This is a genomic window from Sphaerisporangium rufum, from assembly GCF_016863395.1.
In the GTDB taxonomy this organism is placed as follows: Bacteria; Actinomycetota; Actinomycetes; order Streptosporangiales; family Streptosporangiaceae; genus Sphaerisporangium; species Sphaerisporangium rufum.
In genome coordinates this window covers 38,034-64,127 of record NZ_BOOU01000074.1, presented here as the reverse complement: position 1 = coordinate 64,127, position 26,094 = coordinate 38,034, and the positions used below count along the sequence as shown (strand labels likewise).

General features: G+C 72.1%; 17 protein-coding genes. 9 read left to right on the top strand and 8 right to left on the bottom strand.

Going from position 1 to position 26,094, the window contains the following annotated elements:
- Nucleotides 1–12: 12 nt before the first annotated feature.
- The 3 genes from Sru01_RS27405 to Sru01_RS27395 form a co-directional block, all read right to left on the bottom strand.
- Nucleotides 13–816 carry a methyltransferase domain-containing protein gene (locus Sru01_RS27405; RefSeq protein WP_203991382.1) on the bottom strand — a complete coding sequence of 268 codons (804 nt, stop codon included), beginning with the start codon at nucleotides 814–816 and terminating at the stop codon, nucleotides 13–15.
- Between the two features lie 163 nt (nucleotides 817–979).
- A complete protein-coding gene (locus Sru01_RS27400) occupies nucleotides 980–1,153 on the bottom strand; it encodes a hypothetical protein (protein ID WP_203991379.1) in 174 nt (57 codons plus the stop codon).
- 191 nt (nucleotides 1,154–1,344) lie between these two features.
- Nucleotides 1,345–1,920, bottom strand: a complete 576-nt coding sequence (locus Sru01_RS27395) for an ATP-binding protein (protein ID WP_203991376.1) — start codon at nucleotides 1,918–1,920, stop codon at nucleotides 1,345–1,347.
- Between the two features lie 275 nt (nucleotides 1,921–2,195).
- Between Sru01_RS27395 and rnhA the strand changes: the two genes are divergently transcribed.
- The 3 genes from rnhA (at nucleotide 2,196) to Sru01_RS27380 (ending at nucleotide 5,246) form a co-directional block, all read left to right on the top strand.
- Nucleotides 2,196–2,681 carry a ribonuclease HI gene (rnhA, locus tag Sru01_RS27390; protein WP_203991372.1) on the top strand — a complete coding sequence of 162 codons (486 nt, stop codon included), beginning with the start codon at nucleotides 2,196–2,198 and terminating at the stop codon, nucleotides 2,679–2,681.
- A 347-nt stretch (nucleotides 2,682–3,028) separates the two neighbouring features.
- Complete coding sequence (locus tag Sru01_RS27385; protein WP_203991369.1) at nucleotides 3,029–3,526, top strand: hypothetical protein; 498 nt, start codon at nucleotides 3,029–3,031, stop codon at nucleotides 3,524–3,526.
- Between the two features lie 118 nt (nucleotides 3,527–3,644).
- Nucleotides 3,645–5,246 carry an NsdA family TPR-like regulatory protein gene (locus tag Sru01_RS27380; protein WP_203991366.1) on the top strand — a complete coding sequence of 534 codons (1,602 nt, stop codon included), beginning with the start codon at nucleotides 3,645–3,647 and terminating at the stop codon, nucleotides 5,244–5,246.
- A gap of 884 nt (nucleotides 5,247–6,130) precedes the next feature.
- On the opposite strand, the gene Sru01_RS27375 is transcribed toward Sru01_RS27380, so the two are convergent.
- Nucleotides 6,131–7,933, bottom strand: coding sequence for a hypothetical protein (locus Sru01_RS27375; RefSeq protein ID WP_203991363.1), 1,803 nt, complete (start codon nucleotides 7,931–7,933; stop codon nucleotides 6,131–6,133).
- Nucleotides 7,934–8,676: 743 nt separating this feature from the next.
- On the opposite strand from Sru01_RS27375, the gene Sru01_RS27370 reads away from it, so the two are divergent.
- A complete protein-coding gene (locus tag Sru01_RS27370) occupies nucleotides 8,677–13,338 on the top strand; it encodes a WXG100-like domain-containing protein (RefSeq protein ID WP_203991360.1) in 4,662 nt (1,553 codons plus the stop codon).
- Between the two features lie 75 nt (nucleotides 13,339–13,413).
- Here Sru01_RS27370 and Sru01_RS27365 read toward each other — a convergent pair whose 3' ends face one another.
- Nucleotides 13,414–15,615, bottom strand: coding sequence for a WD40 repeat domain-containing protein (locus Sru01_RS27365; RefSeq protein ID WP_203991357.1), 2,202 nt, complete (start codon nucleotides 15,613–15,615; stop codon nucleotides 13,414–13,416).
- Nucleotides 15,616–16,090: 475 nt separating this feature from the next.
- On the opposite strand from Sru01_RS27365, the gene Sru01_RS27360 reads away from it, so the two are divergent.
- Together Sru01_RS27360 and Sru01_RS27355 are read left to right on the top strand one after the other, a co-directional pair.
- Nucleotides 16,091–20,467, top strand: a complete 4,377-nt coding sequence (locus tag Sru01_RS27360; protein WP_203991354.1) for a hypothetical protein — start codon at nucleotides 16,091–16,093, stop codon at nucleotides 20,465–20,467.
- A 68-nt stretch (nucleotides 20,468–20,535) separates the two neighbouring features.
- Nucleotides 20,536–20,853: a hypothetical protein gene (locus Sru01_RS27355; RefSeq protein WP_203991351.1), complete on the top strand. Its 318-nt coding sequence runs from the start codon at nucleotides 20,536–20,538 to the stop codon at nucleotides 20,851–20,853.
- Between the two features lie 6 nt (nucleotides 20,854–20,859).
- On the opposite strand, the gene Sru01_RS27350 is transcribed toward Sru01_RS27355, so the two are convergent.
- Both Sru01_RS27350 and Sru01_RS27345 read right to left on the bottom strand, forming a co-directional pair.
- Nucleotides 20,860–21,579, bottom strand: coding sequence for a hypothetical protein (locus Sru01_RS27350; protein WP_203991348.1), 720 nt, complete (start codon nucleotides 21,577–21,579; stop codon nucleotides 20,860–20,862).
- Nucleotides 21,576–22,439 carry an ABC transporter ATP-binding protein gene (locus Sru01_RS27345; protein WP_203991346.1) on the bottom strand — a complete coding sequence of 288 codons (864 nt, stop codon included), beginning with the start codon at nucleotides 22,437–22,439 and terminating at the stop codon, nucleotides 21,576–21,578. The genes Sru01_RS27350 and Sru01_RS27345 overlap by 4 nt, the downstream gene beginning before the upstream one ends.
- Before the next feature lie 110 nt (nucleotides 22,440–22,549).
- Here Sru01_RS27345 and Sru01_RS27340 point away from each other — a divergent pair, with 110 nt between their 5' ends.
- The 3 genes from Sru01_RS27340 (at nucleotide 22,550) to Sru01_RS27330 (ending at nucleotide 25,540) form a co-directional block, all read left to right on the top strand.
- Nucleotides 22,550–23,671: a DivIVA domain-containing protein gene (locus tag Sru01_RS27340; protein WP_203991344.1), complete on the top strand. Its 1,122-nt coding sequence runs from the start codon at nucleotides 22,550–22,552 to the stop codon at nucleotides 23,669–23,671.
- A 143-nt stretch (nucleotides 23,672–23,814) separates the two neighbouring features.
- Nucleotides 23,815–24,294, top strand: a complete 480-nt coding sequence (locus Sru01_RS27335) for a hypothetical protein (RefSeq protein ID WP_203991342.1) — start codon at nucleotides 23,815–23,817, stop codon at nucleotides 24,292–24,294.
- Nucleotides 24,295–24,490: 196 nt separating this feature from the next.
- A complete protein-coding gene (locus Sru01_RS27330; RefSeq protein ID WP_203991340.1) occupies nucleotides 24,491–25,540 on the top strand; it encodes an aldo/keto reductase in 1,050 nt (349 codons plus the stop codon).
- A 49-nt stretch (nucleotides 25,541–25,589) separates the two neighbouring features.
- Here the strand turns inward: Sru01_RS27330 and Sru01_RS27325 are convergent, their stop codons facing one another.
- Nucleotides 25,590–26,093: an Lrp/AsnC family transcriptional regulator gene (locus tag Sru01_RS27325; protein WP_203991338.1), complete on the bottom strand. Its 504-nt coding sequence runs from the start codon at nucleotides 26,091–26,093 to the stop codon at nucleotides 25,590–25,592.
- Nucleotide 26,094: the final 1 nt, after the last annotated feature.

The window sequence follows — 26,094 nt, the reverse complement described above, 5'->3', positions numbered from 1 at the left end:
CCCGGCGCGAGGTCAGGCCCGGCAGATGATCTCGCCGTGCGGGATGGCGAACCAGCCGTCCTCGGCCGCGCCCCAGGCCCGCCAGCCGTCCGACATCCGCTCCAGGTCGCCGCGGGTGGCCAGGCCGGCCGAGACCGCGTGCCCGGCGATGGCCGAGTCGAGGATCCGGTCCGCCCACATGCCGCTCCACCACGCCCGATCGGCCGGATCGGCGAAGCACCACACCGACGCGCTCGCGACGACATCGGTGAACCCGGCCCGGCGGGCCCAGGACAGCAGCCGGCGCCCGGCGTCCGGCTCGCCGCCGTTGGCCCGCGCCACCCGCCGGTACAACGCCAGCCACTCGTCCAGGGCGGGCACCTCGGGGTACCAGGTGAACGCCGCATAGTCGGAGTCACGGGCGGCCACCACCCCGCCCGGCCGGCACACGCGCCGCATCGCGGCCAGCGCGCCGACCGGGTCGGCGAGGTGCTGCAGCACCTGGTGGGCGTGCACCACGTCGAACGATCCCGGCGGATACGGCAGGTCGTACACGTCGGCGGCCTGGCACGTCACGTTCGCGAGCCCGCGCGCACCGGTCGCCTCGCGAGCCTGCGCCACGATGCTCTCGGCCGGGTCGATGGCGGTCACCGGGCCCGGCGCCACCAGCTCGGCCAGGTCCGCGGTGATCGTGCCCGGCCCGCAGCCCACGTCCAGCAACGCCTGGCCCGGCCGCAGGTGTGGGAGCAGGTACGCGGCCGAGTTGGCCGCCGTCCGCCAGGCGTGCGAGCGCACCACCGACTCGTGGTGCCCATGGGTGTAGACGGCTTCCGGCATCGCGCTCAGCTCCTCGATCGGCGTACCCCGACGTTAGCCCAATGCTCACTATATGAGCAGATTCATTTCTCTATGTGAGACGCCTTGCCGGGCGGCTGCCGCGTTCCACCTGCTCGCGTGATCCGCCGCCGAGCCGGACGGTGCCGATCCGGCTCACCTCGACTCACCTCGACTCATGATGACGGGGGCCGCCTGCCGGCCGTCTCGGGGAGCGGTGCGCGAGCGCCCGCTGCAGTTCCTCCGGGCCGGAGGAGACGATGATCGTGCCCCGGCCGCGCAGCGCGTACCAGGCGTGCGCGATCACCAGGAACCCGTGGTCGGGAAACTCCGCCCGCAACCGGCGCAACCCCTCCCGTACCCACCTCTGGTACCCGTTCGACGCCGTCCGGGCGGATTCCGGCGCACGCCTTACCCCATCGTCAGAGGGTGCCGGCCGACGTGCTTCACTCGCGGGATCGGGCTCATCCGGGCCGCTGTCGCCCGTTGGCCGCCCGGCCGCGCTCGTTACTGGCACCTGCCCGCTCCCCGCTAGGCCGGCGTGTCCGGACGCTGGTGATCCGGCGTGCCCGGGATGGGGTCCGCCTGCCGGATCGGCAGGACGGCCCACACCAGGTGACCGCCGGCCGGATCACCGTCCCAGCCGACCCGGCGGGCGAGCGCGGCGACCACCGCCAGCCCTCGGCCGCCCTCGCGCGGCCACGGCTCGCCGGCCGCCGCCGTGTCGAGGTACCCAGCGGAGCGGGGGCCGGCCGGCTCGGCGTCCGGGACCCGGCCGGTACCGCCCGCCGGCCCGCCCAGGTCGTACACCCCCACCCGCACACCGTTCGGCCGGCGGATCACCTCGACCGCGAAGTGGCCGCCGGGCGCGCCGGACCGGGTGTGCAGCAGCGCGTTGCTCACCAGCTCGGCGGTGACCAGCTCGGCGTCGTCGGCGAGACCGGTGTCCGCCAATAGGGCCCGGACCAGGGCCCGGGCCTCGCGCGCCTGGTCCGGCCGCCCCGCGAAGTCGCGGCGCCACACCATCCGCCCGGCCAGCCGCCGGCGCAGCCCGGCCGCCGGATGTCCCGGCGCTGACAACCGGACGTCCGTGCTCTGGTCGGCCACGCGGGCCACCTCCTTCGTGCCGGGACGCGGGCTCGTCCCGCGCCGCCCAGCACTGTGACCCGGAACCCCCGCGCGTGCCGCCCCCACCGGCCTCGGCCCGATCACCCGGTCACCCGGCGTCCTGACCTGCGGATCCACCACGCACCGGTAAGGCGTATCGATCACCGTCCGTCGCCGGACCCACCGATCCGGCGAAACCGGCCCGTCCCTGGAACCGGCCGCGAGCTGGGATGCTGGGAGGGCGGCGCAGGCGAGCAGATCGAGGACGGGAGCGCATGCCGGCGGGACGAGACGAGGCGAAGGCGACCGGGCGGGTCGTGGAGATCTACACCGACGGCGCGTGCAGCGGCAACCCGGGGCCGGGCGGCTGGGGAGCGGTGCTCCGGTACGGCCGGGTGGAGAAGGAATTGCACGGTGGCGAGCCGCTGACCACCAACAACCGGATGGAACTGACCGCCGCGATCGTCGCGCTGGAGGCCCTTACCCGGCCGGTGACCGTCCGCCTGTACACCGACAGCACCTATGTCCGTGACGGCATCACCCGGTGGCTGGCCGGCTGGAAACGGAACGGCTGGCGGACGGCCGCGCGGCAACCGGTCAAGAACGCCGACCTCTGGCAGCGGCTGGACGCGGCGGCCCGCGTCCACCAGGTCGAATGGCTCTGGGTACGCGGCCACTCCGGCCACCCGGAGAACGAACGCGCCGACGCCCTGGCCCGCCGCGGCTCCGACGAGGCCCGCCAGGCCGGCACCCCCGGCTGATACGGCGCGAACGTCGGACACCCGGAGTGAGTGTCCGTATACTCTCCGGCGAGTGACATCTTGCCTGGCCGCCGGTCGTGCAACGACCGGCCGGTGACGGCACCGCCTCGGGCGGCGGCCAGGCGTTGGTCACGGCCACCGCATCGCGGACGGCGAGCGTCCATCTCCCCTCATCATCGGCGAGGTGTTCCGTCGTCATGCGGACAAGTGCGCAGCGCAGCGATCTCCGGCTCCGACTCTCCCGCCTCCGGCTGCGGCTGCCCGGCCGGGCGGCGACCGTTGGATCATCCCGGGCCGACCAGAGGGCCGGTAGGGTCGCCGGCGGTCGCCTGCACCGCCGCGTGTGGGTGGCACTGGCCCTATGGCTCGCCCTGACCCCGGCCGCGGCCTGCGACCGGGAGCACACTCTGGAAGAGGCGGCCCGCATCCTGGCCGAAGACGGGCGCGGTGTGATGACGTTCGATCCCCGGGAGAACCTGCGGATCACCGACGAGACCGGACCGGCCGGCACCGACCCGTCCCGCTGTCCCACCGGCACCGCGCGGCGCTCGTTCCGGGCCAGCGGCGACTTCCAGACGACCGACCCCGCCGGCGCCGCCACGATGGTGGACCATTCGCGCCTCATGTACGGCCTCGCGCTCATCGGCCGGGCCTACCAGGAGGACGACGCCGCCGGACTCACGCACCATGGCCGGAGCATTCGAGTGTTCCGCCGGCTGTTCCCGCCAGGCATCACCATCACGCTCGCCCTGGAGGCGGCCCGGCCCAACGTCGAACTGGCCGGTGTGACCGACTGCCTGCCATATCGCCCGCCCGCCGAGAGCCCGACCCCAAGTATCTACTGAGCACCATCGGCGCCGCTTTCACTTTCCGTGACTATTCGTGTACCATCAGCGACTAGATAGAACTGGCGTTCGAGTCGGCACATGTCGGTTCGACTCCGGCCCGCAGAAGGGGGTCCACATGACCGGCGAGGGGTATCGGGTGCTGCTGGCGGCGCGGCGGCGCAGTGACGTGCTGCGGGCCAAGGGCTTCACCTATGACCAGATCGCCGAGGTGCACGCGCTGGATCACGATGTGAGCCCGCTGCGCCTCTACCGCTTCGCGCACGGCCGGACCGTCGCCGACGTGGTGAACGCCTTCAACGACCTCGATCCGGCCGGCACCGCCACCCTCCGCGAGGCCCGGCTCTACGACTACGAGATCCATCCTCGCCCCGGCGGCCGCCGCCCGCCGGTCCGCGCCCTGACCACCCTCGCCCGCATCTACCAGACCCACGCCCGCAGCCTCGTCGCGCCCGCTGAGTTCAGCACCTACATCTCCATGGATAGACAGGCCCTCGATCTCGCTGACTATCGCCATCTGGACAGAAAGTTCATCCGGGTCTCTTCAGGGAAAATCGTCTGTGCAAACATGGAGAGCAAGGCAGCATGGCTGCCCGGGGTACCTGATGTTTCACTAGGGGTACAGGCGGAGCAATGCGCTGATCTGTTAAGTGCGCTCGGCGCTGAGGAGGGCGATGTGAAGCGTCGTGACCTGTTGCTCGAATTAGCGCTGAGCCTCGGTGGCCTGCCCGCGCTTGCTCTGCTTCGCCATCTGAGCTCCGCCGAGACCGCGCGCATGACGGCCATAACCCGCGCCGAGGGAAGACTGGACGAGTCTGCTGTCGCCGTCCTAGAAAAACTCACGGCTCAGTGCCGTCGCCTCGATGATGATCTGGGACCTAGGGGTGTCGTTCCGGTGGTCGACGCGAAGCGGCGGCTTGCTGCTCGGCTGCTGCACCGCGAATCGCTCTCTCCAGCCTTGCGTGAGCGATTGGTCTCCGTATATGCGGAGCTTTCACAGCTCTCGGGCTATTTGCACTACGATCTAGCGGAATATGAGTTGGCGACGCTACGATTCAAAGATGCTCTTGAAGCCGCACTCGAGAGTGGTAACGCAACGCTGCTCGCATACATTCATCACTGGCTGAGTGATATGGCCAGCTTTCGTGGCGAATCCACTAAAGCCCTGGACCACGCGTATGCAGCCCAAGGTTGGGCTAAGCGGAGCCCCAGCCGCCTATTGCGTGCCCGCACTCAGTTTGTGGAGGCGTGGGCGCTAGCCCTTGAAGGGGAGCAAACGGCCAGCCTGCGGCTACTGGAAACTGCTCGAAGTGTCGCGAAGCCAACGGACGCCGACCCTTCTTATCTCTATTGGGTTGCGGAGTCCAGTGCGCTCGGCGGAACGGCCGCTGGCTTCTGTCTGAACGCATTGCGGCTGCCAGATGCCGCAATCAGCACCGTGAATGCCCAGCTCAACGGCATCGGAGGCAGTGGTTATAGCAGGACGCGCGCATTTGCTCTGATTCAGTATGCTACTGCACTCGTCCAGAAAAAGGAGATTCCGCAGGCCGCCGCTGTGCTCACAGAAGCGGCTCAAATATCAGCGTCTCACTCTTCGGCCCGCCTCCTGCACAGCTTGCGAATCTCTCGTGGCCACCTTCAACCGTGGGCCGGCTACACCTATGTCAATACTCTCGATCGCAAACTCGCGGCTCTGGGAATCGGTGTGGGTACTCAGTAACGCTGACCTGTGCGCTGCAATGGCAGGTGCAGGCGACTGATGCGGGGTGATCCTTACTTGTAGGGAGCTCCAGTGTAGTGCTGCCGAAGGATGTGGAGGTTCTGTACTATTGGCAGAATGCGAAGTGTCGGAGTGTGCATCCTGGCGTTACTCTTTCTCTCCTCGTGCAGTGATGGTCCCGATCTAGACCAAGTAGCCGAAACCATGCGCCGAGACGGCGCAGAGGTCGCTGCGACTCAGTACATGGCTAACCAGCGGATAGCCGACCGAACAGGCGCTCAGGGCGACGATGCGACCGGATGTCCAGCGGGGACAGTGCATCGCATCTACCGGGTCACGGGTGACTTCGGGAAGAGTGAAAAGTACACGGTCGCGGAGTTGGCGGATTTGGCCGGACCGCCGCTTCGTACTGCATTCCGCGGTCTGGGCTACGAGTCGGACAAAAAGGCATCGAGCGGTGATGCCGCTGCTCGCAGCTTTGCCGTTCTCCGCAAAGAGAATCTTGGAATCACCTTCACTGTTACCGTTCGATTGAGAAGTCCCAATATCGAGATAGCTGGCAGAACCGATTGCTTGTCGCCGGGTTAATAATCGCCGCTGGGGATCATTATTTGTCGATTGATGTCAGCTGTTATGCGGAACGACGCAAATTCTGTGCGGCCGTTCTGCATTGCTCGGCCAAGCGACTCACCTCGGATTCATATGTCTTCAGGCCTCCTGTGAAGCGTTGCGCGGCATGGCCGGTCCAAATAGGTCCGGTGGAACCCGTGCCCGTTCTGACGGGGTCAAGCAGTGTCGCCAGCTGTCTAGCGTGCTCTTCTAAACGGTCGGCTAGTAATGAGTTTTCCTGTGATTGACGTGAGTTCGCGTCAGTCAACACCAGCTCACCCTCCTCTCTCTTTAAGAGAATCGAGGACTACAGGCAGCAGAAGCCCACGGAACATGGTTCTCAGATATGCCACATCACTGGACGGCAAGGGACTCAGCCCGTGCTGTTGGCGCGACGCTTCCACTATGGCCATCTGGCGGTCCAGAAGCGAGTTGGTCAGATGCGTAGCCTCTTCCGGTGAGGCGCCATCCCAAAGATCTTTGAGGAAATCCTGTCCTGGATTCTTGAGGACAAAATCTGCCATCTTTCCGATGGCCGCATCACTGGCTAACCCTCCTCCTATCCCGCCGCCGAAAGCGCCTACCGCTATATCGACAGGGAAAAACATCAGTTGTATCTGTGCATCGCGAATCGCTTCGGCGTTAAGGTCCGCTAGGTGCGTTCCGCTGATCAGCAAGGACGCCACGCTGGCGGCGATGGTGGCTTTGGCATGGAAGGCGTTTCGCTCTGCAGTGCGATCCTGAGCGGTAGGACCATCACCGAAAGGATGGTCTCGGCCGAGGTCCAGGCCTTTGACGAAGCCTTCGTAGTCCTTAATCAACGCTGCCGCCATCTCGGGGCTGCTGAGCAAGGCCCCAAAGAAATTGGTGACCTCCTCCACGTTGAGATCACGCCAGCCTTGGCCAGGCGGCGGACCCTTCTCATCCACCTCTTTGATGGCCCAGACCGGGGCCAGGTCGGCGAAGTATTGGTGGATGTGTTTGGTGAGGACCTGGGCTATGGGGGAGGGCGTGGCGGTGGACATGGGACGGGTCGGGTCTCGGGCCACGGTGGGGGCGAGGGAGGGCCAGGCCGACCGGTCGCCGAAGACTTTGATGACGTTGATCCAGGCGGCCCGGCGGAGGGTGTCGTCGCCGGCGGCCGGGGCCAGGGCCTTGTCCAAGGCGGTGGCCAGGTGGCGCTCGAAGTCGGGGGTGCCGGTGCCCTTGACCACCTCCGGGCGGAGCAGGAGTTCGGCGTTGCCCTTGGTGGCAAGGAACTGCTGGGTGGCGTGTAAGTCCTTGCCGAGGGCCTGGACCAGCCAGTGGGTGTTCCAGTTCGGTGCCGGGTTCTTGTGGCTGCTGCCCTTGGCGAGCCGGGTGCCCGCCGCGGCGACGAAGCCGCTGGACTGCGGGGCGAGTGCCAGCAGGGCGGCCAGATCGTCCAGCGGCACATCGTCGAGGAGACGTTTCTTCAGGTCGGCCGGTGCCTTTCCGGCGCTGTCGGCGGCGCCGAGGGCGTCGGCCAGCGGGCCGAGGTCCTTGCGTACCCGGGCCAGGTCGGCGGGGCTGTAACCGCTGCGGCTGTTCTGGTGGCGCCGGCTCTCGGTGCGCATGATGCCGGCGAAGGCCCCCGCGCCGAGCTGGGCGAGCAGCCCGGCCGCGTACTCGGTGTCGGAGGTCTTGCCCTGCCGTCCGGCCAGCGCTGCCTGCACCGCCTGCCAGGTCTCCGGGCTCGGGTCGGCCTGGTAGGCCTGCCAGGCGGCCTTCACCTGGCCGCCCGCGACCGTGCCCGCCGCGCGGGCGGACTCGGCGCTGGGGAAGAGGAACTCCGCACCCTTGACACCGGCCCGTACCTCGGCGTCCTCGGTCCGTTCGATCGTCTGGACCCGCCAGGTCAGGTCCCGGTGCGCTTCCAGCAGGAACCGGCGGCAGCGGTCGAGCACCTCGGCTCCCGGCCCGGCCGGCCAGTCGGCGCCCGCCTCGGCGATGGACGCGGACAGGTTGGACCGCAGCGCGGCGGCCCGCTGGGCGGTGTCATCCATCGCCGCCAGCAGATTACGCGCGGCGTGCGGATTTATCCCGACAAACTCCCCCATTTGCCCGGTCTCCTCGCGGGTAGAGACGCCAGAGCAGAAACCACAGCATGCTAGCGGTCCCGGCGAGGGGGAGACAGTTTTAGATAAGCCGCGTATGGCGCCGGAGCATGACAGGAAGGACGCCTCCGCCCCGCATTCCCGCGAAAGTCCGCGATGGCGGAGGCGCCGGAAACAAGCATCCGGCCACCCCGGAATTCCGGCCATCCCCGGAACCCATCGGGGAATCCCCCGTTACATGTTCGCGTGGACCTGCGTGGATGTGATCGGCCCCGGCGGGTGTCCCGCGCCGGCGATCGGCCTGTTCACCGCGTGGTTCCGCTGCCGGCCGGGCATCGGAACGACTGCCTCCTGCCGCCGGCACCAGGCGCCACCTGTAGTGACCAGATCGGACCCTGTCGAGCCGTGTGATGGGTCACGGCCAGGTGATCAGCCCGCACCGGCGACTCCATGACCGGCGATGTCGGGGATGATCTAGATTCGAGGGCCGGACTCGGCCAATCGAATCTGGGGGGTTTGTCCGCCGTAGTGAGTCTTTCCGGCTAAAGTGATCTTGATTGAACATCTGCGCCGGGGAAGAACCATGGAAGCCCTCACCGTCCCCTCACTCCCCTCACTCTCCCCTCCACCCGACTTCTCTGCCGTCATGGCAGGTCTGAGCCGATGATCCGGCCGGTTCGCTCTGGCGGGCGATCCCGCCATCTCCTGGCGCGGGTGTGCCGGGCCGGCCGGGCAGGTGGCGGCGCTTGTCCGGCCTGAATCTCAACGATCTTCCGGAGCCGGTGCGGTCGCTGGTCCCGTATCTGGTGGGCGGTGTGTATCCCGAGGCGGAGCCGAGTCTGCTCGCCACGCTCTCCGATGAGCTGGTGGAGTGCGCGACTGCGGTGACCGCCCTCAACGCCGACGGTGTGAGCTCGGTGGCCCGGCTGCTGGCGTCGGACGCCTGGCAGGGCGCGGCGCACGCCCGGTTCGCCGCCATCTGGCAGGGACTTGGCGGTGAGAAGGGCGCGAATCCCTCGATCGAGCAGTTCGTGCAGCTGATCGCGGCGGCCGTGGCGGAGGAGTCGGCGGCACTGCGGGAGCATGCGGTGCGCATGCAGTACACGCGGTGGATGACGTGGGCGTCGTTGCTCGTGCTGGCGGTCACGCTGGTGGCGTTGATGTGGAATCCGGCGGGCTGGACGATGGTGCAGCCGCGCATCATGCTGACCCGGTTGTCGCTGCAGCAGTTGCAGCGGCAGGTGCTGCTCGCGATGGTGAAGTTCGGTGCGGTCTCAGGTGCGATGGACCTGGGAGTTCAGGCGGCGCAGATGACGCCATGGGGGTTGCGCCGGCCCGGCGAGTTCGACTGGGCGTCGATCGGGACGTCCACGGTGGCCGGTGCGGCGGGTGGCGCGCTGTTCGCCGGGCTGGGCCACGCCGCGGCGCGGCTACCGCAGCAAGGGCTGGCCGCGCTGTCGCAAGGGGTGGCGGGGCAGGCGGTCTTGGGCGGGGTGTCCAATGCGGCGGCGGCGGTACCGCTGCTGGCGCTGAGCGGTGATCTGGACGGCGCGCACCTGCTCCAGGCGTTGTCCTCTGGAGTGATCGGCGGCATCGGCCCGGTGGGGGAGCATAGGAGTACCGATCTCGCCGCCGCCGCGCCGGATGCGTTGCATCGGGTGGTACCGGACCTGGGAGATCTCCATCCGGAGGGAGCGAGCCCGCCGGGCCAGGCCGGACCCGGCGGGCCGGCCGTCCTCGGCGCCGGTCGGCCGGCGGCCGGTGCGGACTCGGCCCTCGGGCGGTCGGGTCCGCCAGGTGGCGGCATCGCCGAGGGGCCGACGGCGCGGTCGGTCCGGCCGGACGTCGGACGGCCGGACGGGGGAGGCGGGTCCAGCGCCGCCCGGCCGAGTGCTGAAGTCGCCGCCGCCGGCCGGCGACCGGGGGACGTCGCCGAGGACGGCGGGCGTCGGTGGAGCCAGAGCGGTGACGACGAGCGGACCGCAGCCGATTCCGCGTCCCGATCCGCTGCCCAGCCGGCTTCCGAGAGCCACCAGCCCGCGGCCCGGGACGCCGGGCCGGCCGGCCGGGACCCGGGGGCCGGCGCCTTCGATACGACACCATCGCGTTCCTTGACGGGCGATCGGCCGGACGGTGCCGGGGACCGGTTCACCGCCGCCCGGCAGACGCCGCCGGCGGGCGCCGGCCCGCCGGTCGCGGACCGGCTGGGCACGTCCGCAGATGTCCCGCCGCTCAGGTCCGGCGGACGGACCGGCGACGTCACGCCGGCCACCAGCCCGGCCGGTCACCCGGGGCATGGGCCGTCGCCCGCGGACAGCGGCGCTCCGGGCGTCCGGCCGGAGCGGCCGGCCACCCATCCCGTCGCCGGCGGCGGACCGCCCCCGGTCCTCGTGCGGGAGACGCCGGTGCCATCCGCCGGGCAGTCGCCACCGCTCCATGCCGGGCAGCCGGCACCGCATGCCGGACAGCCGGCATCGCTCCATGCCGGAGAGGCGGGCAGCCGGCTCGGCGACCGGCCGCCGGCCGTGCCCGCGGGCCGTGCGGCCGGTCCCGGGCCCGCCGGCCGCGCCGATCATGCCGGCCCGGCGGTCAACCGCATCGAAGCGCTCATCAACCAGCCGGCCACCACGCCCGCGCCATGGGCCGGTGGGACGGACACGGCGCCGCCGGCCACGCCCACGCAGGCGGATCACCGCGGCGGATACCACGTCCCGGCGGCGCCGGCCGGCGACACCGGCTCGTCATCGGTGCTCCGCTGGATGAAGAAGGTGTTCACCGGTCCCGGCGAGGGGTCCGAGGCGGCCGAGCGGTCCCCGTACCGGGGGGACGTCGACGGCTCCGCGCCGGCGGTCACCCGGCCGGACGGATCCGACGGCCGGGTGCCGGTCCGCCGCATCCTCGACGACGAGCAGGCGGCCAGGCTGCGCGGGCGCTACGCCAATGTCATCACGGCCCGCGAGACGCCCGTCTACCCCTCGGCCTGGGCGGACCTGCCGCACTGGGCCGTGCGGTCGTCCGACGTCCCCTCCATGATGGCCAGCTCCGACCTCACCGTCCGCCGGTTCGACGTCCGGGGCAACGACGGGGTGATCCGTTCGGTCACCGAATTCACCCTGACGGTGACCTTCGCCGACGACTTTCCCCCGCCGCGGGTGATGGAGCGGGCCCGCGAGGCCGTCGACCGGTACTTCAACTTCCAGCACCGGCTGCCGGACGGTTCCCAGCTCCACGTCCGGCTCGAAGCGGCGGCCGGGAGCGGCCGGCCGGACGCGCTCGTCGAGGTCCGGCCCGGCCGCGGGGACCGCCCGGACGAGCGGGCGAACGCGAACCTGTGGTTCGTCGACATGCCGCGGAGCGTCTACGCGCACGAGATCGCGCACCATCTGGGTTTCCCCGACGAGTACGTCGAGGCGGGCCGGCACGGTCATGGGTCGCTCACCGCCACGAGGGTCAGGCCGGACGACTCGCTCATGGGAAGCACCCGGCAGTGGCTCCAATCGGGCTACCTGTGCGATCCGCTGGGCAGGCCGGTTCCGGCGCTGGTCTCGCTGCGCGATCGCCACATCGAGGACCTTTTCGCCCGCGCCGAGGAAGGCGGACTCGGCAGCGGCCCGCGACCCGCGCCACATGAATCCACCCGGCCCGCCATCGAGCCGAAGGACTGGCGGCAACCGTCCCGGTCAGGTGACTTCGCCCCCTGGCAATATGCCGACCTGAGGATCCGGTTCCCCGCCGGCGACCGCTCGCCGCTCGAACACATCCTGCTTCTGGATCAGATGACCGCGGTTTTCGACGAGGTCCCCCGGCTGCGGCTCAAGCCCGGACACCTGGCGTACACCGAAAGCCTTCTCCAGGCCGCCGGGGAGATCTACGACAGCCCGCGCCTGGATCTCTACCATGATGGCGAGCTGCGCCGGCTGCGGCGGCTCGCCGAACTGTGGAGGATGAGCGCGGGGGGCCTCGCACCTGACGCGGAGACACTGCGCCTCAGGACGGGGCAGGTGCTCGGACTGCCGCCGGGAGCGGTTCCCGAGACGGCGCAGATCGACGCGCTGGCACGCCTGCTGAGCCTGCCTTCGGGCCGCGGCACGCCGGCGGCCGGGCCGGTGCCCGGCGGTGACATGGTGCTGCACCGGCGCGCCGCCGAGTATCTCGGTGCGCCCCCGTCCATCGAGACCACCAGGGCGGCCGTGCGGATCATCGCCGAGGCCGCGGCCGCCGACCCGGGTCTGCTGGCGGTCGGCGGTGAGCCGCTGGGCCGGACGATGACGAGGATGGGGGACGACTACCTGGTCGAGGCGGGGCATCCGCCGAAGGTGTTCGAGCGGCTCATTCCGGACGCGGCGGACGCCGCGGCGATCCGGGTGGTGGCGGACGGAGCCGGTCGGCACGTCCTTCAGCTGCTCCACAAGAACCGCTACATGTCCGACGACTTCGCGCTCGGCGCCGACCCGAGCCGGCTGAGTCCCAGCATGAACGAGTCCGAGTTGCTGGCTGCCGCCGACCTGCCCCTGCTCCGGCAACTGCCGGCGGCCGGGTTCACGCGCGTGCTCGTGGGCGTGTTCTCCACGGCTCAGGACGCACCGCTGATCGAGCTGTGGCGCCACCATGAGGGAGGGCAGCAGGTGATCGCCGAGGTGCACGACGGCCGGCTGGCGGAACTCTACGTGGAAAGATACCGGGATTCGGCGGATGGCCTGCTGGCCGGCTCCCGCCCGCTCGGGGCGGTGCCCGTGATGGATTCGAGGGACGGGTCCTGGGCGAAAGGCGTCAGCGGGCTGCGGCTGGCCACGCCGTGGATGTCGTATACGCTCGCCCGGATCTCGATCGGCGAGCCGGTCCACGACGTACTGATCTTCGATGACATCCGTCCCGAGGATCTCGGGGTCGACTCGGGCCGGCCGCGGACCGAGCGCACCGGCTTCGTCGTCGGCGGGGTGAACGAGACCGGACTGGTCCGGTCACTGGACGAGATCTCCGGCCGGCGGCTCCTGCCAGAGGACCGCGAGCTGCTGGCCCGGGACAACGAGGTCGTCCGCGCGGCCGGACTGTCCCACTCTGACGTGGCGGCTCCGGCCCGCGCGCTCGCCCGCCTGTACGAGATCGGCGCGCTGGAGGCGTCCCGGACGCACGAGATACCGTTCGGCGGGCGCCGCTACCTGGTGAGCGCCGAGATGGTGCTCAGGCTGCCGTCCGCCTTCGACGGTGAGCTGCGCGACTTCGCGCACATCACGGTGGAGGACCCGGTCACCGGGCAGCGGCTCACCATCTCCAGCCGCACCGCCGAGGAGATCGCGCGCTACGGCCACTACGGCGACCCGGAGCCCGGGGGAGAGCCGCCGACGGCGGCCCGGGTACCTCCCGAGGACCTCATCCGGCTGTTCCGGCTCGCGCCGGCCGGCGGCTGAAGGTGGCCGGCCGGCGCGCGTTCGGACATTCCTGGAGCCGCACCGTCTCCGCCTGATCGGCCGCCCCGGTGGCTCTCATCGGCTGACGAGGCGGCAGGCGGCGAGGCCGCCGGGGTGGGCGACGTGGACCGTCCCGCCGGCGAGCGCGGACAGGGCCAGCGGGACGCCGGGCGCCGCCGCCTGCCCGATAAGTTCGCCGTCCGGCAGGCGCCAGGCGTGCACCGTGCCGTCGTCGCAGCCGGCCAGCAGCGTGGTGGTGCCGTCCGGGCCCGGGTCCAGGCGCAGCGCGGTGACGAAGCCGTGATGGCCGGGCAGCGCGGTGAGCTGTTCACCGGAGGTGGCGTCCACGACCCGGATCAGCCCGTCATAGCCGCCGGACGCGAGCACCGGCCGCCCGTGCAGGGAGCCGAACGCCAGCCGGTAGATCGGCAGGGGCTGGCCGGGCATGGCCAGCAGCGGTGCCCCGGTGACCGCGTCCCAGGTGCGCACCTCGTGGTCATAGCCCGCCGAGGCGACCACGGCCCGCCCGCCGACCTGCCCGGTCGCGACCGTGGTGACGCCGGCCGAATGCCCGAGCAGCCGTAGCAGCGGCCGTCCGGTGTCGGCATCCCAGGTGCGCACGGTGCCGTCGGCGCTACCGGAGACCACGATGCCGGCGGGCCCGGCGAGTGCCAGGGAATGGACCGGGCCGGTGTGCGGGGTGAGCACGCCGGTCACCCGGCCGCCGGTGATCTCCCGCACCGCCACCGTGCCGTCGTCGGTGCCGCAAAGGAGGGTGAGGGCGTCCCCGGCCATGCTGAAGGCCACCGAGGTGATCGCGCCGTCCCGGCCGGTCGCGGCGAAGGCCGGCACGCCGGTTGCGGCGTCCCACAACCGCAGGGTGCCATCCTTGTGACCGGCGGCCACCAGGGTCCGGTCTCCGGCGGTCCAGGCCGCCATCGCCGCGACGACCGAGGGAGCGGAACCGGCCGCCAGCACGCGGGGCGCCGTGGAACCGGCGAGGTTCCAGAGCAGCACCGTCCCGTCGTCACAGCCGGCCACCACCGCCGGCCGGCCGGCGATGTCCGCCACCGCGACGCAGGCCGGCCGGGCACCGCCGGCGTGCCAGGTGCGCTCCAGGTGGCCGGACGCGGCGTCGAAGGCGCGCACCGTGCCGTCGAATGCCGCCGCGGCCACCACCGGCCGGCCGTCCACCAGGGCGAGCGCGACCGCCATGACGCTGTCGCGGTGTCCCGCGCACTCGGCGACGGCGGCGCCGGTGGTCGCGTCCCAGACCCGGACCGTCGCGTCGGCGCCGCCGGACGCGATCAGCGCTCCGCGCCCGTACGGCAGGATCGCCACGGCGTTCACCCAGCCGCCGTGCGCCCGCACCGCCCGCACCGGCCGTCCGGTGGCGATGTCCCAGACATGGACCGTGCCGTCCTCGCAGCCGGCGACGAGCAGGCTCGTCTCACCGGCCCGGCCCGCGCACAGCGCATTGACCGCGCCGGTCTTCCCCGCCGGCCGGCCGAGATCCGCACCCGAGCCGAGGTCCCAGGCCAGGACCCCGTCGCCGCCGGCCGAGAACGCGAGCGCCGACCCGCGCGCGGTGATGGCGGCCACCGAACGGACCGAACCGTCGTGCCCCTCCCGGGCGGCCAGGGCCGCCCCGGTGCGGGCGTCCCACATTCGGATCACCCGATCCTCGCCGGCCAGCGCCAGCAGATCCCGCTCGCCCGCGCGGCCGAGGAGCACCGCGTGGGCCGGCCGCTCCAGCGGCTGCCGCTCGCGCACCCGTCCGTCCGGCACCTCCAGCAGGGTGAGATCCAGATCCGGGCCGGCCAGCGCCAGCACCGGCGCACCGGCGACCGATCCGAACGCGGCCGCGCCGGGGCCGGCCGCCGGCTCCTCGCCGCCGTCCCGGCGAACGTCGTGCACGACGCTGGGCAGCTCGTCCACGGTCGCCCGCACGCCGCCGTCCCCGCACTGGCGCACCAGCGCGTCCAGGATGCGGAACACCTCCCGCACCTGCGGGTCGCCGAGGTCCTGCCAGTCGAGCACGGCCGTGCCCTCGGGGTCGACGCCCACCACCTCCAGCTCGCGCAAGGTGGCGCCGGGTACGTGCGGGGCCGTCGGCAGATCAGGGAAGACCGCGTCGCGCAGGGCCTCGATCAGCCGCGGCCAGACGGCCGCTTCCAGCCGAGCCGACCACACGCGGGTCCGGCCGGCCCGGTCGTGCCGTAGCCGCGCCTGCCCGGAGGAGGTGACGGTCAGCTCGAACCGCCCATGCGGATGCACTGGTGAGTGAGTGGCGCCGGACCGGTAAACGACATGTGGCGGCTCGGGATCCGGGCGGGCGGCGGAGTTGTCGACGGGCACGTCCGCCATGCTGCCCTGTTCCGCGAAGGTCCGCATGCGCGACGGCCGGCGGGCTTTCGGATTCGCCGGCGGGATGGCCGGGGCGCTGAGCAGGCCGCGTCCTCCGCTGGATCGAGTTTCACTCCCTATCCGGTATTCGCCGTAATAGGGTGATCTTCTGGGCGTGATATGCGGGGTGGGCAGGGCTTGCGGCACGTCCGCCTCCAGCCCGGGGATGTCGGCCGGGTGGATCGGGTGGCGGTGCTCCGATGGCCGAGGCCTGTGGTGGCCTCGGCCGGTTCGGAGCCGGGAGCCAGGGGCGGCTCCCGGGGTGCGCGAGGCCTCCAGCGGGCCGGGCGGCCGGATGGGGGGGTGACGCGTGTCGGGGTTGAACCTCAATGATCTTCCGGAGCCCGTGCGGTCCCTCGTGCCGTGGCTGGTGGGGGGTGTGTACCCGGAGGCGGAGCCGGAGGGGCTGGCCGGGTGTGCGGACGAGCTGGCGGAGTGTTCGAGGTCGGTATCGGAGCTGCAGGTCGATGGTGCGGCCCGGGTGGACCGGTTGCTGGAGTCGGATGCCTGGGATGGGACGGCTCGCGATCGGTTCGCGGCGGTGTGGCAGGGGCTTGGTGGTGAGCGGGGTGCTGCTCCGACGGTCGGGGAGTTCGTCGAGTTGATCGCCGCGGCGGCGGCGGATGAGGCGGCGGCGCTGCGCGAGCATGCGGTGCGGATGCAGTACACGCGGTGGATGACATGGGTGTCGTTGTTCGCGCTGGCGGTGTCGTTGGTGGCGCTGGCATGGAATCCGGCGGGCTGGACGATGGTGCAGCCGCGGATCGTGTTGACCCGGTTGGCGCTGGAGCGGTTGCGGCGGCAGGTGCTGATGGCGATGGTGAAGTTCGGTGTGGTGTCGGGGGGGATGGATCTCGGGGTGCAGGCGGCGCAGATGACGCCGTGGGGGTTGCGCCGGCCGGGAGAATTCGATTGGGCGTCGGTCGGGACGTCGACGGCGGCGGGTGCGGCGGGTGGGGCATTGTTCGCCGGTCTCGGGCGGGCGGCGGCGCGGCTGCCGCATCAGGGGCTGGCGGGGTTCTCGCAGGGGGTGGCGGGGCAGGCCGTCATCGGTGGGGTGTCGAACGCGGCGGCGGCGGTGCCGTTGCTGGCGTTGAGCGGTGATCTGGACAGGGCCCACCTGTTGCAGGCGTTGTCCTCCGGCGTGATCGGCGGCATCGGCCCGGTCGGCGGGCACGAGAACACCGACCTGGCCGGCGGGACACCATTGCACGGCATCGACGGCGACAAGCCGCCGGTGATCAAGGCTCCGGACCTGGGTCAGCGGGCGGACCCGGCCGGTCCGTCCGCCGGGCGGCCGCCCGGAGGGTCGGATACCCCGCCCGGTACCTCCGCCCTCGCCGGATACGAAGGTCCGGTCGTGCGGGAAGGTCCGGTCGTGCGGGAAGGTCCGGTCGTGCGGGAAGGTCCGGTCCTGCGGGAAGGTCCGGTCCTGCGCGACGACCCTGCCGGGCGGGTGGGCTCCGTCGTGGGGGTAAGCCACGGCGAACCTGACGGCCCGGCCCGGCCGTCCGCAGCCGGAGACCCGGACCAGGGCCGGAATGGTGGGCCGGCCGCCGCGCGGACCGCCGGAACCGAACCGTCCGGCCGCCCGGCCGCGGCACCTCGCGATTCCGCCGTACCCGAGGCCGAGCCACCGGCAAGGTCCGGCTCCGGGGACACCCCGGCGCCGGCGGTGCAGCACGCGCCGCCGGATCAGCACGGGCCGGTCTCGGACGGCCGGCCGCCGGCTGCCGGTTCACCGCCCGCCCGGCCGCACCTCCCCGAGGACGGATCCGGCGCGCCGCCGGAAAGCCGCCGCCCGGCGGCCGGCCCGGGCACGCATCCGGCCGCCCTGACCGGTGCGGACGCCGCACAGGCGTCCACCGCGGGCCGGCCGCCGCCCCTGAACGGGGAGCCCGCGCCGTCGGGGCACGGCGCCGGCCTGACATGGGCGGATGCCGCCGGGGCGCAGGGCCGGGCATCCGGGCCGGCGCCGCACCTGGCCGATCCGGTGCTGGCGGGGACGGTACCCGCCGGCCTGTCCGGCGCACCCGCACCGCACCGCACCGCGACGGATCCGGCCACCGGCGCGGGACACCGGATCGACGAGCTGATCAACGGGGGCCGCCCGGTGCCGGGTGGAGGTGAGGCGGCGCCCTCACCGGCTTCCATGGCTCCCGCTCCACCGGGTGATCACCACTGGGACGGCGCGGCGGCGAGCTCGGAGCGTGCCCACGGGCGCCCGGCCGGCGACGTCCCGCCATCATGGCTGGGACGCATCAAGAAGATCTTCACCGGCGTGGCCGGGACGCCGGACGGTCCCGGCGCCCCGAACCGGCCTCGGGGGGACGTCGGCGGGATCGCCGCCCGGCCGGACGGTGCCGCGCCGGCCCCGACGCGTGAGATCGACGGCCGGGTGCCGGTGAGATGGATTCTCGACGACGATCAGACCGCCGTGCTACGCGGGCGCCATGCCCATGTGATCGAGGCAGAGGAGAGACCCGCCTATCCCAGTGAGTGGGCCGGGCTGCCGAAGGACGTGGCACCGTGGCACCGGATCGACACGCGGACGGGAAGCTCTGAGATCTCCGTCCGGCGGTTCGACCTCCAGGGGGCCGATGGGTCGGTGCGCCCGGTCACCGAGTTCAAGGTGCGGCTACGCCTGTCGGACATCGGTGTGCTGGAGAAGGCCCGGCAGGCGGTGGACCGCTATTTCAACTTCCAGCACCGGCTCCCGGACGGCTCCCAGCTGCACGTCCGGGTCGAGGCGGTGCAGGCGAGGCTGAAGCCCCTGGTCGAGGTCAGCCCGGGCAGGGGCAACGGTGCAGGCGAGCGCGCGCACATGGACCTCTGGTACGCGGACATGCCGCTGAGCGTCTACGCCCACGAGATCGCCCACCATCTGTGGCTGCCGGACGAATACGCCGAGGCGGGTATCCGGGGTCGCGGATCCCTCACCGCCCCCGGTGTCCGGGCCGACGCCACGCTGATGGGAGTCACCAGGCAGTCCTTCGGACGGATAGGCACCCAGGACCCGCTCGGCAACGAGGTGCCGCCGGTGGCCTCGTTGCGGGATCGCCACATCGAAGACCTCGCCGCACGCGCCCGGACGTCGGGGATCGGCGATGAGGAGCACCGGGTGCCCTACCCGGCGGCCGCCGCCATCGAGCCGACCCCCTGGCGGATCGATCACAGTCGGGAGGCTCTTCAGGTCCCAGCGTTGATCGACTCCCTCATGGCGGATCTCAAGCCGGCGACGGGGACACTGCTCGACCGGATCATGCTGGTCGACCACCTGGACCGCCTGTTCCCCGCGGTGCCCAGGGAGAAGTTGACCGTCGAGCACCTGCGATACACCGAGAAACTGATCGAGGCCGCCAGCCAGATCTACGAAACCCGGCGCAACCACACTTACCGGGGGGGATACCTTTCCCGGCTGCGTGACCTCGGCGAGATGTGGGACATGGGCCTGGGCGGCACCGCTCCGGATGCCACCCGGTTCCGCGAGCGGACGGCGCAGGTGCTCGGTCTGCCCGATGGCGGCGGGCCGACGGCGGCGATGGTCGACCGGCTGGCCCGCCTGGTCTCGCTGACCGGTGGTGCGCCGGAGCACGGATCGCCACGAGGGGACGCGGCCCTGCACCAGCGCGCCGCGCGGTACCTTGGCGCGCCGCCGTCCGCCGAGACCACCGCCGCCGCCACCCGGATCATCGGCGAGGTCACCGATATCGACCCGCGCCTGCTGGACTCCGCCGACGAACGGTTCGGCGGGCCGATGACCAGGATGGGCGACGTCCTGGTCGACACCGGCCATCCGCCACGGCTGTACGCCCCGCTGCGACAACCGGACGAGGAGATCGTCGGGTTCCGCATGACGCGTCACCGGGACGACCATGCCATCCAGCTGGACGTGGCGGAGCAGGGGACCGGCGGCAGGCGGGTCGCCCGGTCGTTCCTGTACCGGCTGGGACCGATCGCTTCGCCGGACGGTCCGGGCGGGATCGGGTCCGCTCTGATGAGCGGGACCATCGAGTCGTCGCGGATGAGGGCGGCGGGCTTCGTCCGCGCGGATCCACACGGCGCCGGCCTGCGCAGATCCGAGCTGTGGCGGCACGAGGGGGGAGGGCGGCCGGTGTTCGTTCACCTCGCCGAAGGAAAGCCGGTGGCAGTCTATGCCCCCGCGCCGCCGGCGCCCGCGGACGACCTGGTCGCGCACTCGCGGGTCGTGCGGACCATTCCGGTGCTGGAGGAGGGTGGCGCCGCGCATCACGGGCTCAGGATGGCCACATCCTGGATGTCCTATACGTTGCGTGGGCCCGGATACCTCGATCCGGTACGCGACGCGATCATCTTCGGCGATGTCCGTCCGGAGGATCTCGGTGTCGGGGCAGGGGACGGACCCGGGCCCGGCCTCGGTGATCAGGCGGTCGCGGCGCCACTGCGCGCGCTCGCCCGGCTGTACGAGCTCGGCGCGCTCCAGGCCGGCCGCCGGTACCGGATCCCGTTCGCGGGGCATGGTTACCAGGTTTCCGCCGAGCCGGCGACGCCGTCCTCCGCCCTGTTCGGCGGGCGGCGCGAGGGCGGGATGCGCATCACGGTCGAGCAGCCGGAGTCCGGGGCGCGGCTCGCGTTCTCCGGCCAGGCGGCCGAGGAGATCGCGCGAGGACGTCACCCCGACTCGGACTCCGGTGAACGGATCCGGCCCGAGGACGTGATCAGGCTGTTCCGCCTCGCGGGATGACGAGGCCGGCGCCTGGATGAGTAGGCTGGCATGGGAGATCGGCTTGGTCGAAGGGCACGGGGGCCGGGATGACGTCCGACGAACGCCTGGTGGTGGAGGTGGAGCACCTGCGGGTGCTCGAACGCGAGGTGGAGGAGCTCGGCCGGTCGGCGGGCGCGGCGCGGGAGCGGTTCGCCGACGTGGCCGCGCGGGTGCGGGTGGCGGTGGGCGACGACGAGTACGGGCGCGCGTACCGCGAGCAGCACGGGCCGCGGCTGGCGGCCATCGAGTCGGCGCTGGCGTTCCTGGAGGCGTTGCTGAAGGAGCGCCACGGCCCGGCGCTGCGGAAGGCGGGCGAGAACTACCGGGAGGCCGAGCGGCGGTCGACGATGGGCTTCCCGGACTGACACCGGTCAGGGGCGGGTGCGGCGCAGCCGGGTGTAGGCCAGCAGGGCGAGGGCGCACCACACCACGGTGATCGCGGCCGGCCCGGGCAGCCCGGCGGTCAGGAAGTCCGGACGTCCGGCCGCCCGGATCCAGCCGAGCACCGGGACGGTGAGCCAGGGCACCGGGACCAGGCCGAGCAGCAGGACGCCTGCGTACCCACCGAGCAGGGCCAGCGCCGAAGTGGCCGGGTCGCGCAGGATCGGCCGGCTGGTCAGCGCGCCGAGCGCCACCCCGGCCACCAACGAGAGCAGATGGAGCGCCAGCCCGCCCACGATCGTCGCCGGGCCGGGGAACGCGGCGAATCCGATGCCGAGCGGGACCGCGACCGCCAGGGCGGCCAGCGTGCCGGCGACCGCGCCGGCGGCCAGCAGCCCGGCCGCGACCTCCCGGCCCGGCCGGCCGGCGGCCGTCATGGAGATGAGCCGCTGCACGTCGGGTTCGGCGTCCAGCAGGCCGCGGGCCGCCCAGGCGAGCACCGGCACGAGCATCGCGGCCGAGTCCGCGTAGGCGGGCAGTTCCTGGCCGGCGGGTGCCCGGGTCGAGTACAGGACGATGATCACGACCAGCAGTCCGAGGAACGGCTGGACCACCCGGTGCGACCGCAGGTATGCCGCGATCTTGAACGCCGCCAGCCGCGGCACCGCCCGTGTCAGGGCCGGCTCGCCGGTCAGGGTCGCGGTGGTCATGACGCTCCTTCGGACGGGGTGTGCGCGCGCAGCCGGGCCTGGTAGCCGTCGGCGCGGAGCTTGCCGACCACGGCCTCGGCGTCGGCGGCGTCGACCAGCACCTCCACCACCGCCTGGCGCGGATGGGGGACGGGCTCGCCATCGGGTTCGCCGGCCGGCGCGGCCCGGCCGGCGCCGAGTCCGGCTGCGGCGGCCGCCTCCGTGCGGGGCTCGGTTGTGCGGGCTTCGAGCGTGCGGGCTTCCACGAGGCCGGTCTCGAACGTGGTGACGGTGACCGTGCCGGCCGCGACGGTGAGGCGTAACAGGCCGGGGTGGCCGGCCAGGCCGTGCTGGTGGTCGCTGACCACGACGATGCCGCCCGCCGCCGCCACCTCCGCGGCGATCAGCGGCAGTTCGGCCCGGGTGCGCTCGTCCAGGCCGGAGAACGGCTCGTCCAGGACGAGCAGGCCGGGCGGCGCCAGCAGCGCCTGCACCAGGCCCACCTTGTGCGCGCTGCCCTTGGACAGGTCGCGCAGCGGCGTGTCCAGCAGGTCGGTCAGGCCGAGCCGCTCGGCCCACAGGTCCATCGCGGCGGCCGGCCGGTCCCGGACGGCGGCCAGGTGGCCGAGGTAGGCCCGGGCGGTGAACGCCTGCTCCACCGGGAAGATCTCCGGCGCGTACCCGACGACCGGGGGTCGTCCGGTGATCGAGCCGCGGCCCGGCGGCACCGCGCCGGCCAGCAGCCGCAGCAGGGTCGACTTGCCGGCCCCGTTGCCGCCGGTCACCTCGGCGACCGTGCCGGGGGGCAGCTCGAAGGACACGTCGGTCAGCACCCAGGGCGCCCGGCGGCCGTAGCGGAAGGAGAGGTCGGTGATCCGCATAGGAGGAGCACATTACCCGCCTGGATTAACAATCTGGATTTCGCCTCGTCAGCCCTCCAGAATGGGAAGGAAGGGATTCCTGGCGGGGCAGTGAAACGGGAGGAATGGGTGTGAACCGTTTTCCGCGCGTGCTCGCGGTGCGGACCGGATACGACCCCGATCAGGTGGACGCCCTGATCCAGCGGATCGAGGCCACCCTCGGCCGTGGCGTGCAGACCGGCGAGCCGATCACCGCCGACGAGATCAGGGGGGCCAGGTTCGCCACCAGGCTGGGCGGATACAACGAGCTGGCGGTCGACTACGCGCTGGACGCCTTCGTGGTGGCGGTTGAGATCCACGCGGCCCGCCGCACCCCGGATCCGGCGGCCCCGGCGGTCCCCGAGCCCCGGCGATCGTCCTCGGCCGCGCCGCAGGCCATGCCGCCGCAGGTCACTGCGCCAAAGGCCATGCCGCCACAGGCGGCGTCCACACAGGTCACGCCGCCGCAGGCCGCGCCGGTGCCGGCCGTGGCGGAGGACGACGAGGCGCCCACCTGGCCGGGAGCGGCCGGCGCGCCGGACGTCGCGGAGATCGAGGGGTACGGCGGTTCCGCGGGGTCCGGGCCGGCCGCGGGGACGGGGACCACCGTCCCGGGGGAGCCTGGCAGGCACGTCCGGGCGGCCGGGCCCGCCGCCGGCGGCCCGCCCGCCGCGCATGACGTCCAGCCTGGTGACGACGTCCGGCTCGGTGGGGGCGCCCGGCCGGGTGAAGGCGCTCGGGCCGTTGACGGTGCCTGGCCGGGTGAAGAGCGGGCCGGTGAAGGTGCCTGGCCGGGTGAAGAGCGGGCCGGTGAATCCGTGGGGTCCGGTGGGGAAGTCTCCCGCCCCGCGGAGTTCGCGGCGGAGGACGGGCCGGTGGCCGGTGCGCTGCGGGAGGCCTGGCTGGAGAGCCAGGCGGTCCGGGTGGAGCGGGTGGCGTTCCGCCCCGGCCGGCTCGGCGCCGGCTACGACGAGGACCAGGTGGACGACTTCCTGGACCGCATCGTGGCGACGCTGCGCGGCACCACCGACCGCCCGGTGACCGCCGAGCAGGTCCGCCGGGCGACGTTCTCCACCGTCGTCTTCAAGACCGGGTACGCGGTCGCGCAGGTGGACGCGTTCCTGGCCGAGATCGCCGACGTCCTGGACGGCGGCCGCGGCGCGGACCCGGCGGACGGCCACGACTCCCCGGTGACCAGTACCGCGCGCTCCTGAGCCCGCGACCCGCCGGCTACCGCCTCCCGCTCGACGACCGGTGGCATCTTTTGCGCTGACCGACGCCGATTCCGGCCACTCCCAACTTTCCTGCTCCGGGGAGCGTCGAAGCCTGTGTCTCCGATGAAAGGAAGAGAGCAGAGATGACTACTTGGGCACGCCGGGTCCCGGCCGCCGCGGTGGCGGCGGTCACCATGACCGCCTTCTTCACGGCGACCTTCCCGGAGACGGCGATGGGCGCCGTACGGTCCTCGGCGGCCTCCCAGGCGCCGGGGACGGCCGTCAATCTCAAGGTCACCGACAAGGTCCGCCACGCGCTCGCCGACGCCTTCTGGAACCAGTACTACGGCAAGCCTGGCGGGCACCGTCCGGTGACCAGCCGCAAGAAGGTGGACGGGCCGAAGAAGGTCTACTACGGCAAGGTCAGGAGCGGCGGCAAGACCGTGTACTGGGCGGTGGGCTCCATCGGCGTGCGGGGGGACCTGGTCAGCTACCAGGACGGGCCGCACGTGTGGCGCAGGAGCGCGCACGGCGCCTGGTCGTACCGCGGTGACACGGGCGGCTGCCTGGAGAAGGCGCCGAAGTCGCTGCTGAAGCTCTGGCGCCTGCGCTCGTACTGCTGAGCCGGACGGGGCCCTGGTCCGCGACCTCCTGGCGCCGCCCAAGGGGTGCGCGGAATCTCGTCCTCGGCGTCGATGGTGCCGTGCGCTCCCCCGGCCGGCGCGCCCGCGGCGTGCCGCCGGGAGGACCGGCGGGGCTTGCGGTGGAGTGCGCTCCAGGTCGTACGGTACGCCCTGGGACGGCGACCGAAAGGCGAGCATGCGTTATCGAGTTCTCGGCGGCACCGGCATCGAGGTCAGCGTGCACTGCCTGGGCGCCATGATGTTCGGCGCGGTGGGCAACCCCGACCACGACGACTGCGTGCGGATCATCCACGCGGCGCTGGACGGGGGGATCAACTTCCTCGACACCGCGGACATGTACTCCGCGGGCGAGTCGGAGGAGATCGTGGGCAAGGCCCTGCGCGGCCGGCGGGACGACGTGGTGCTCGCCACCAAGGTGCACTTCCCGATGGGGGAGGGTCCGAACCGGGGCGGCAACTCCCGGCGCTGGATCATCAAGGAGGTCGAGGAGAGCCTGCGGCGGCTCGGCACGGACTGGATCGACCTATACCAGGTCCATCGTCCCGACCCGGCCACCGACATCGAGGAGACCCTCTCCGCGCTGACCGACCTGGTGCACCAGGGCAAGGTGCGGGCGTTCGGCTGCTCGACCTTCCCGGCCGAGGAGATCGTCGAGGCGCACCAGGTGGCCGAGCGCCGCGGCCTGCTGCGGTTCCGCACCGAGCAGCCGCCCTACTCGCTGCTGGCGCGCGGGGTCGAGCGGTCGGTGCTGCCGGTGTGCGACCGCTACGGGATGGGCGTGCTGACCTGGAGCCCGCTCGCCTCGGGCTTCCTGACCGGCCGGTACCGCAAGGGACGCGCCATCGACCTGACCTCCGGCCGCGCCGCGCTGACCCCGGCCCGGTTCGACCCGGCGATCCCGCAGAACGTCGCCAAGCTGGACGTGGTGGAGAAGCTCGTCGAGGTGGCCGACGACCTGGGCCGCACGCTGCCGGAGCTGGCGGTGGCCTTCCCGGTGACGCACCCGGCCGTCACCTCGGTGATCACCGGGCCGCGGACCATGGAGCAGCTGGAGTCGCTGCTGAAGGGCGCCTCGCTGGTCCTGGAGGACGACGTGCTCGACCGGATCGACGAGATCGTCCCGCCGGGCACCGACCTCTACCAGGCGGACGGCGCCTGGCGCCCGGTGTCGCTGACCGACCCGGCGCGCCGCCGCCGCCCGCTCGCCGGCCGGGCCGCCGCCTGAGCCGCCCGTCCAGGGTCGCCCTGCAAGGCTCGCCGGGTGCCCCGCAGGCTCAGCGGGTGCCCCAGGTGTAGGTCTGCTTGTGCAGCTTGAGGTAGACGAAGGTCTCGGTGGCGCGCACCGCGGGGATGGCGCGGATCTTGCCGAGGATCTCCAGCAGGTGGCCGTCGCCCTCGCAGACCACCTCGACCATGATGTCCAGCGAGCCGGCGGTCAGCACGACGTAGTCGATCTCGGGGATCGCCCCCAGCTCGCCGGCGACGGTCTCCAGGTCGCCCTCGCACTTGATGCCGATCATCGCCTGGCGGGGGAAGCCGAGGGTGAGCGGGTCGGTGACCGCGACGATCTGCATGACTCCGGTGTCGAGCAGGCGCTGTACCCGCTGGCGCACCGCCGCCTCCGACAGGCCGACGGCCTTGCCGATCGCGGCGTAGGGGCGGCGCCCGTCCGCCTGCAGCTCCTCGACGATCCGCTTGGAGATGTCGTCCAGCACGACGGCGGCGCGGGGCTCGCCGTTCTCCCGGTTCTCCCGGCGGGCCTTCGGCGGCATCGTCATC

Coding starts and splice junctions, on each gene's coding strand:
- Sru01_RS27405 (WP_203991382.1), bottom strand. CDS start 816: ATGCCGGAAGCCGTCTACACCCATGGGCACCACGAGTCGGTGGTGCGC.
- rnhA (WP_203991372.1), top strand. CDS start 2,196: ATGCCGGCGGGACGAGACGAGGCGAAGGCGACCGGGCGGGTCGTGGAG.
- Sru01_RS27380 (WP_203991366.1), top strand. CDS start 3,645: ATGACCGGCGAGGGGTATCGGGTGCTGCTGGCGGCGCGGCGGCGCAGT.
- Sru01_RS27375 (WP_203991363.1), bottom strand. CDS start 7,933: ATGGGGGAGTTTGTCGGGATAAATCCGCACGCCGCGCGTAATCTGCTG.
- Sru01_RS27355 (WP_203991351.1), top strand. CDS start 20,536: ATGACGTCCGACGAACGCCTGGTGGTGGAGGTGGAGCACCTGCGGGTG.
- Sru01_RS27350 (WP_203991348.1), bottom strand. CDS start 21,579: ATGACCACCGCGACCCTGACCGGCGAGCCGGCCCTGACACGGGCGGTG.
- Sru01_RS27345 (WP_203991346.1), bottom strand. CDS start 22,439: ATGCGGATCACCGACCTCTCCTTCCGCTACGGCCGCCGGGCGCCCTGG.
- Sru01_RS27335 (WP_203991342.1), top strand. CDS start 23,815: ATGACTACTTGGGCACGCCGGGTCCCGGCCGCCGCGGTGGCGGCGGTC.
- Sru01_RS27330 (WP_203991340.1), top strand. CDS start 24,491: ATGCGTTATCGAGTTCTCGGCGGCACCGGCATCGAGGTCAGCGTGCAC.
- Sru01_RS27325 (WP_203991338.1), bottom strand. CDS start 26,093: ATGACGATGCCGCCGAAGGCCCGCCGGGAGAACCGGGAGAACGGCGAG.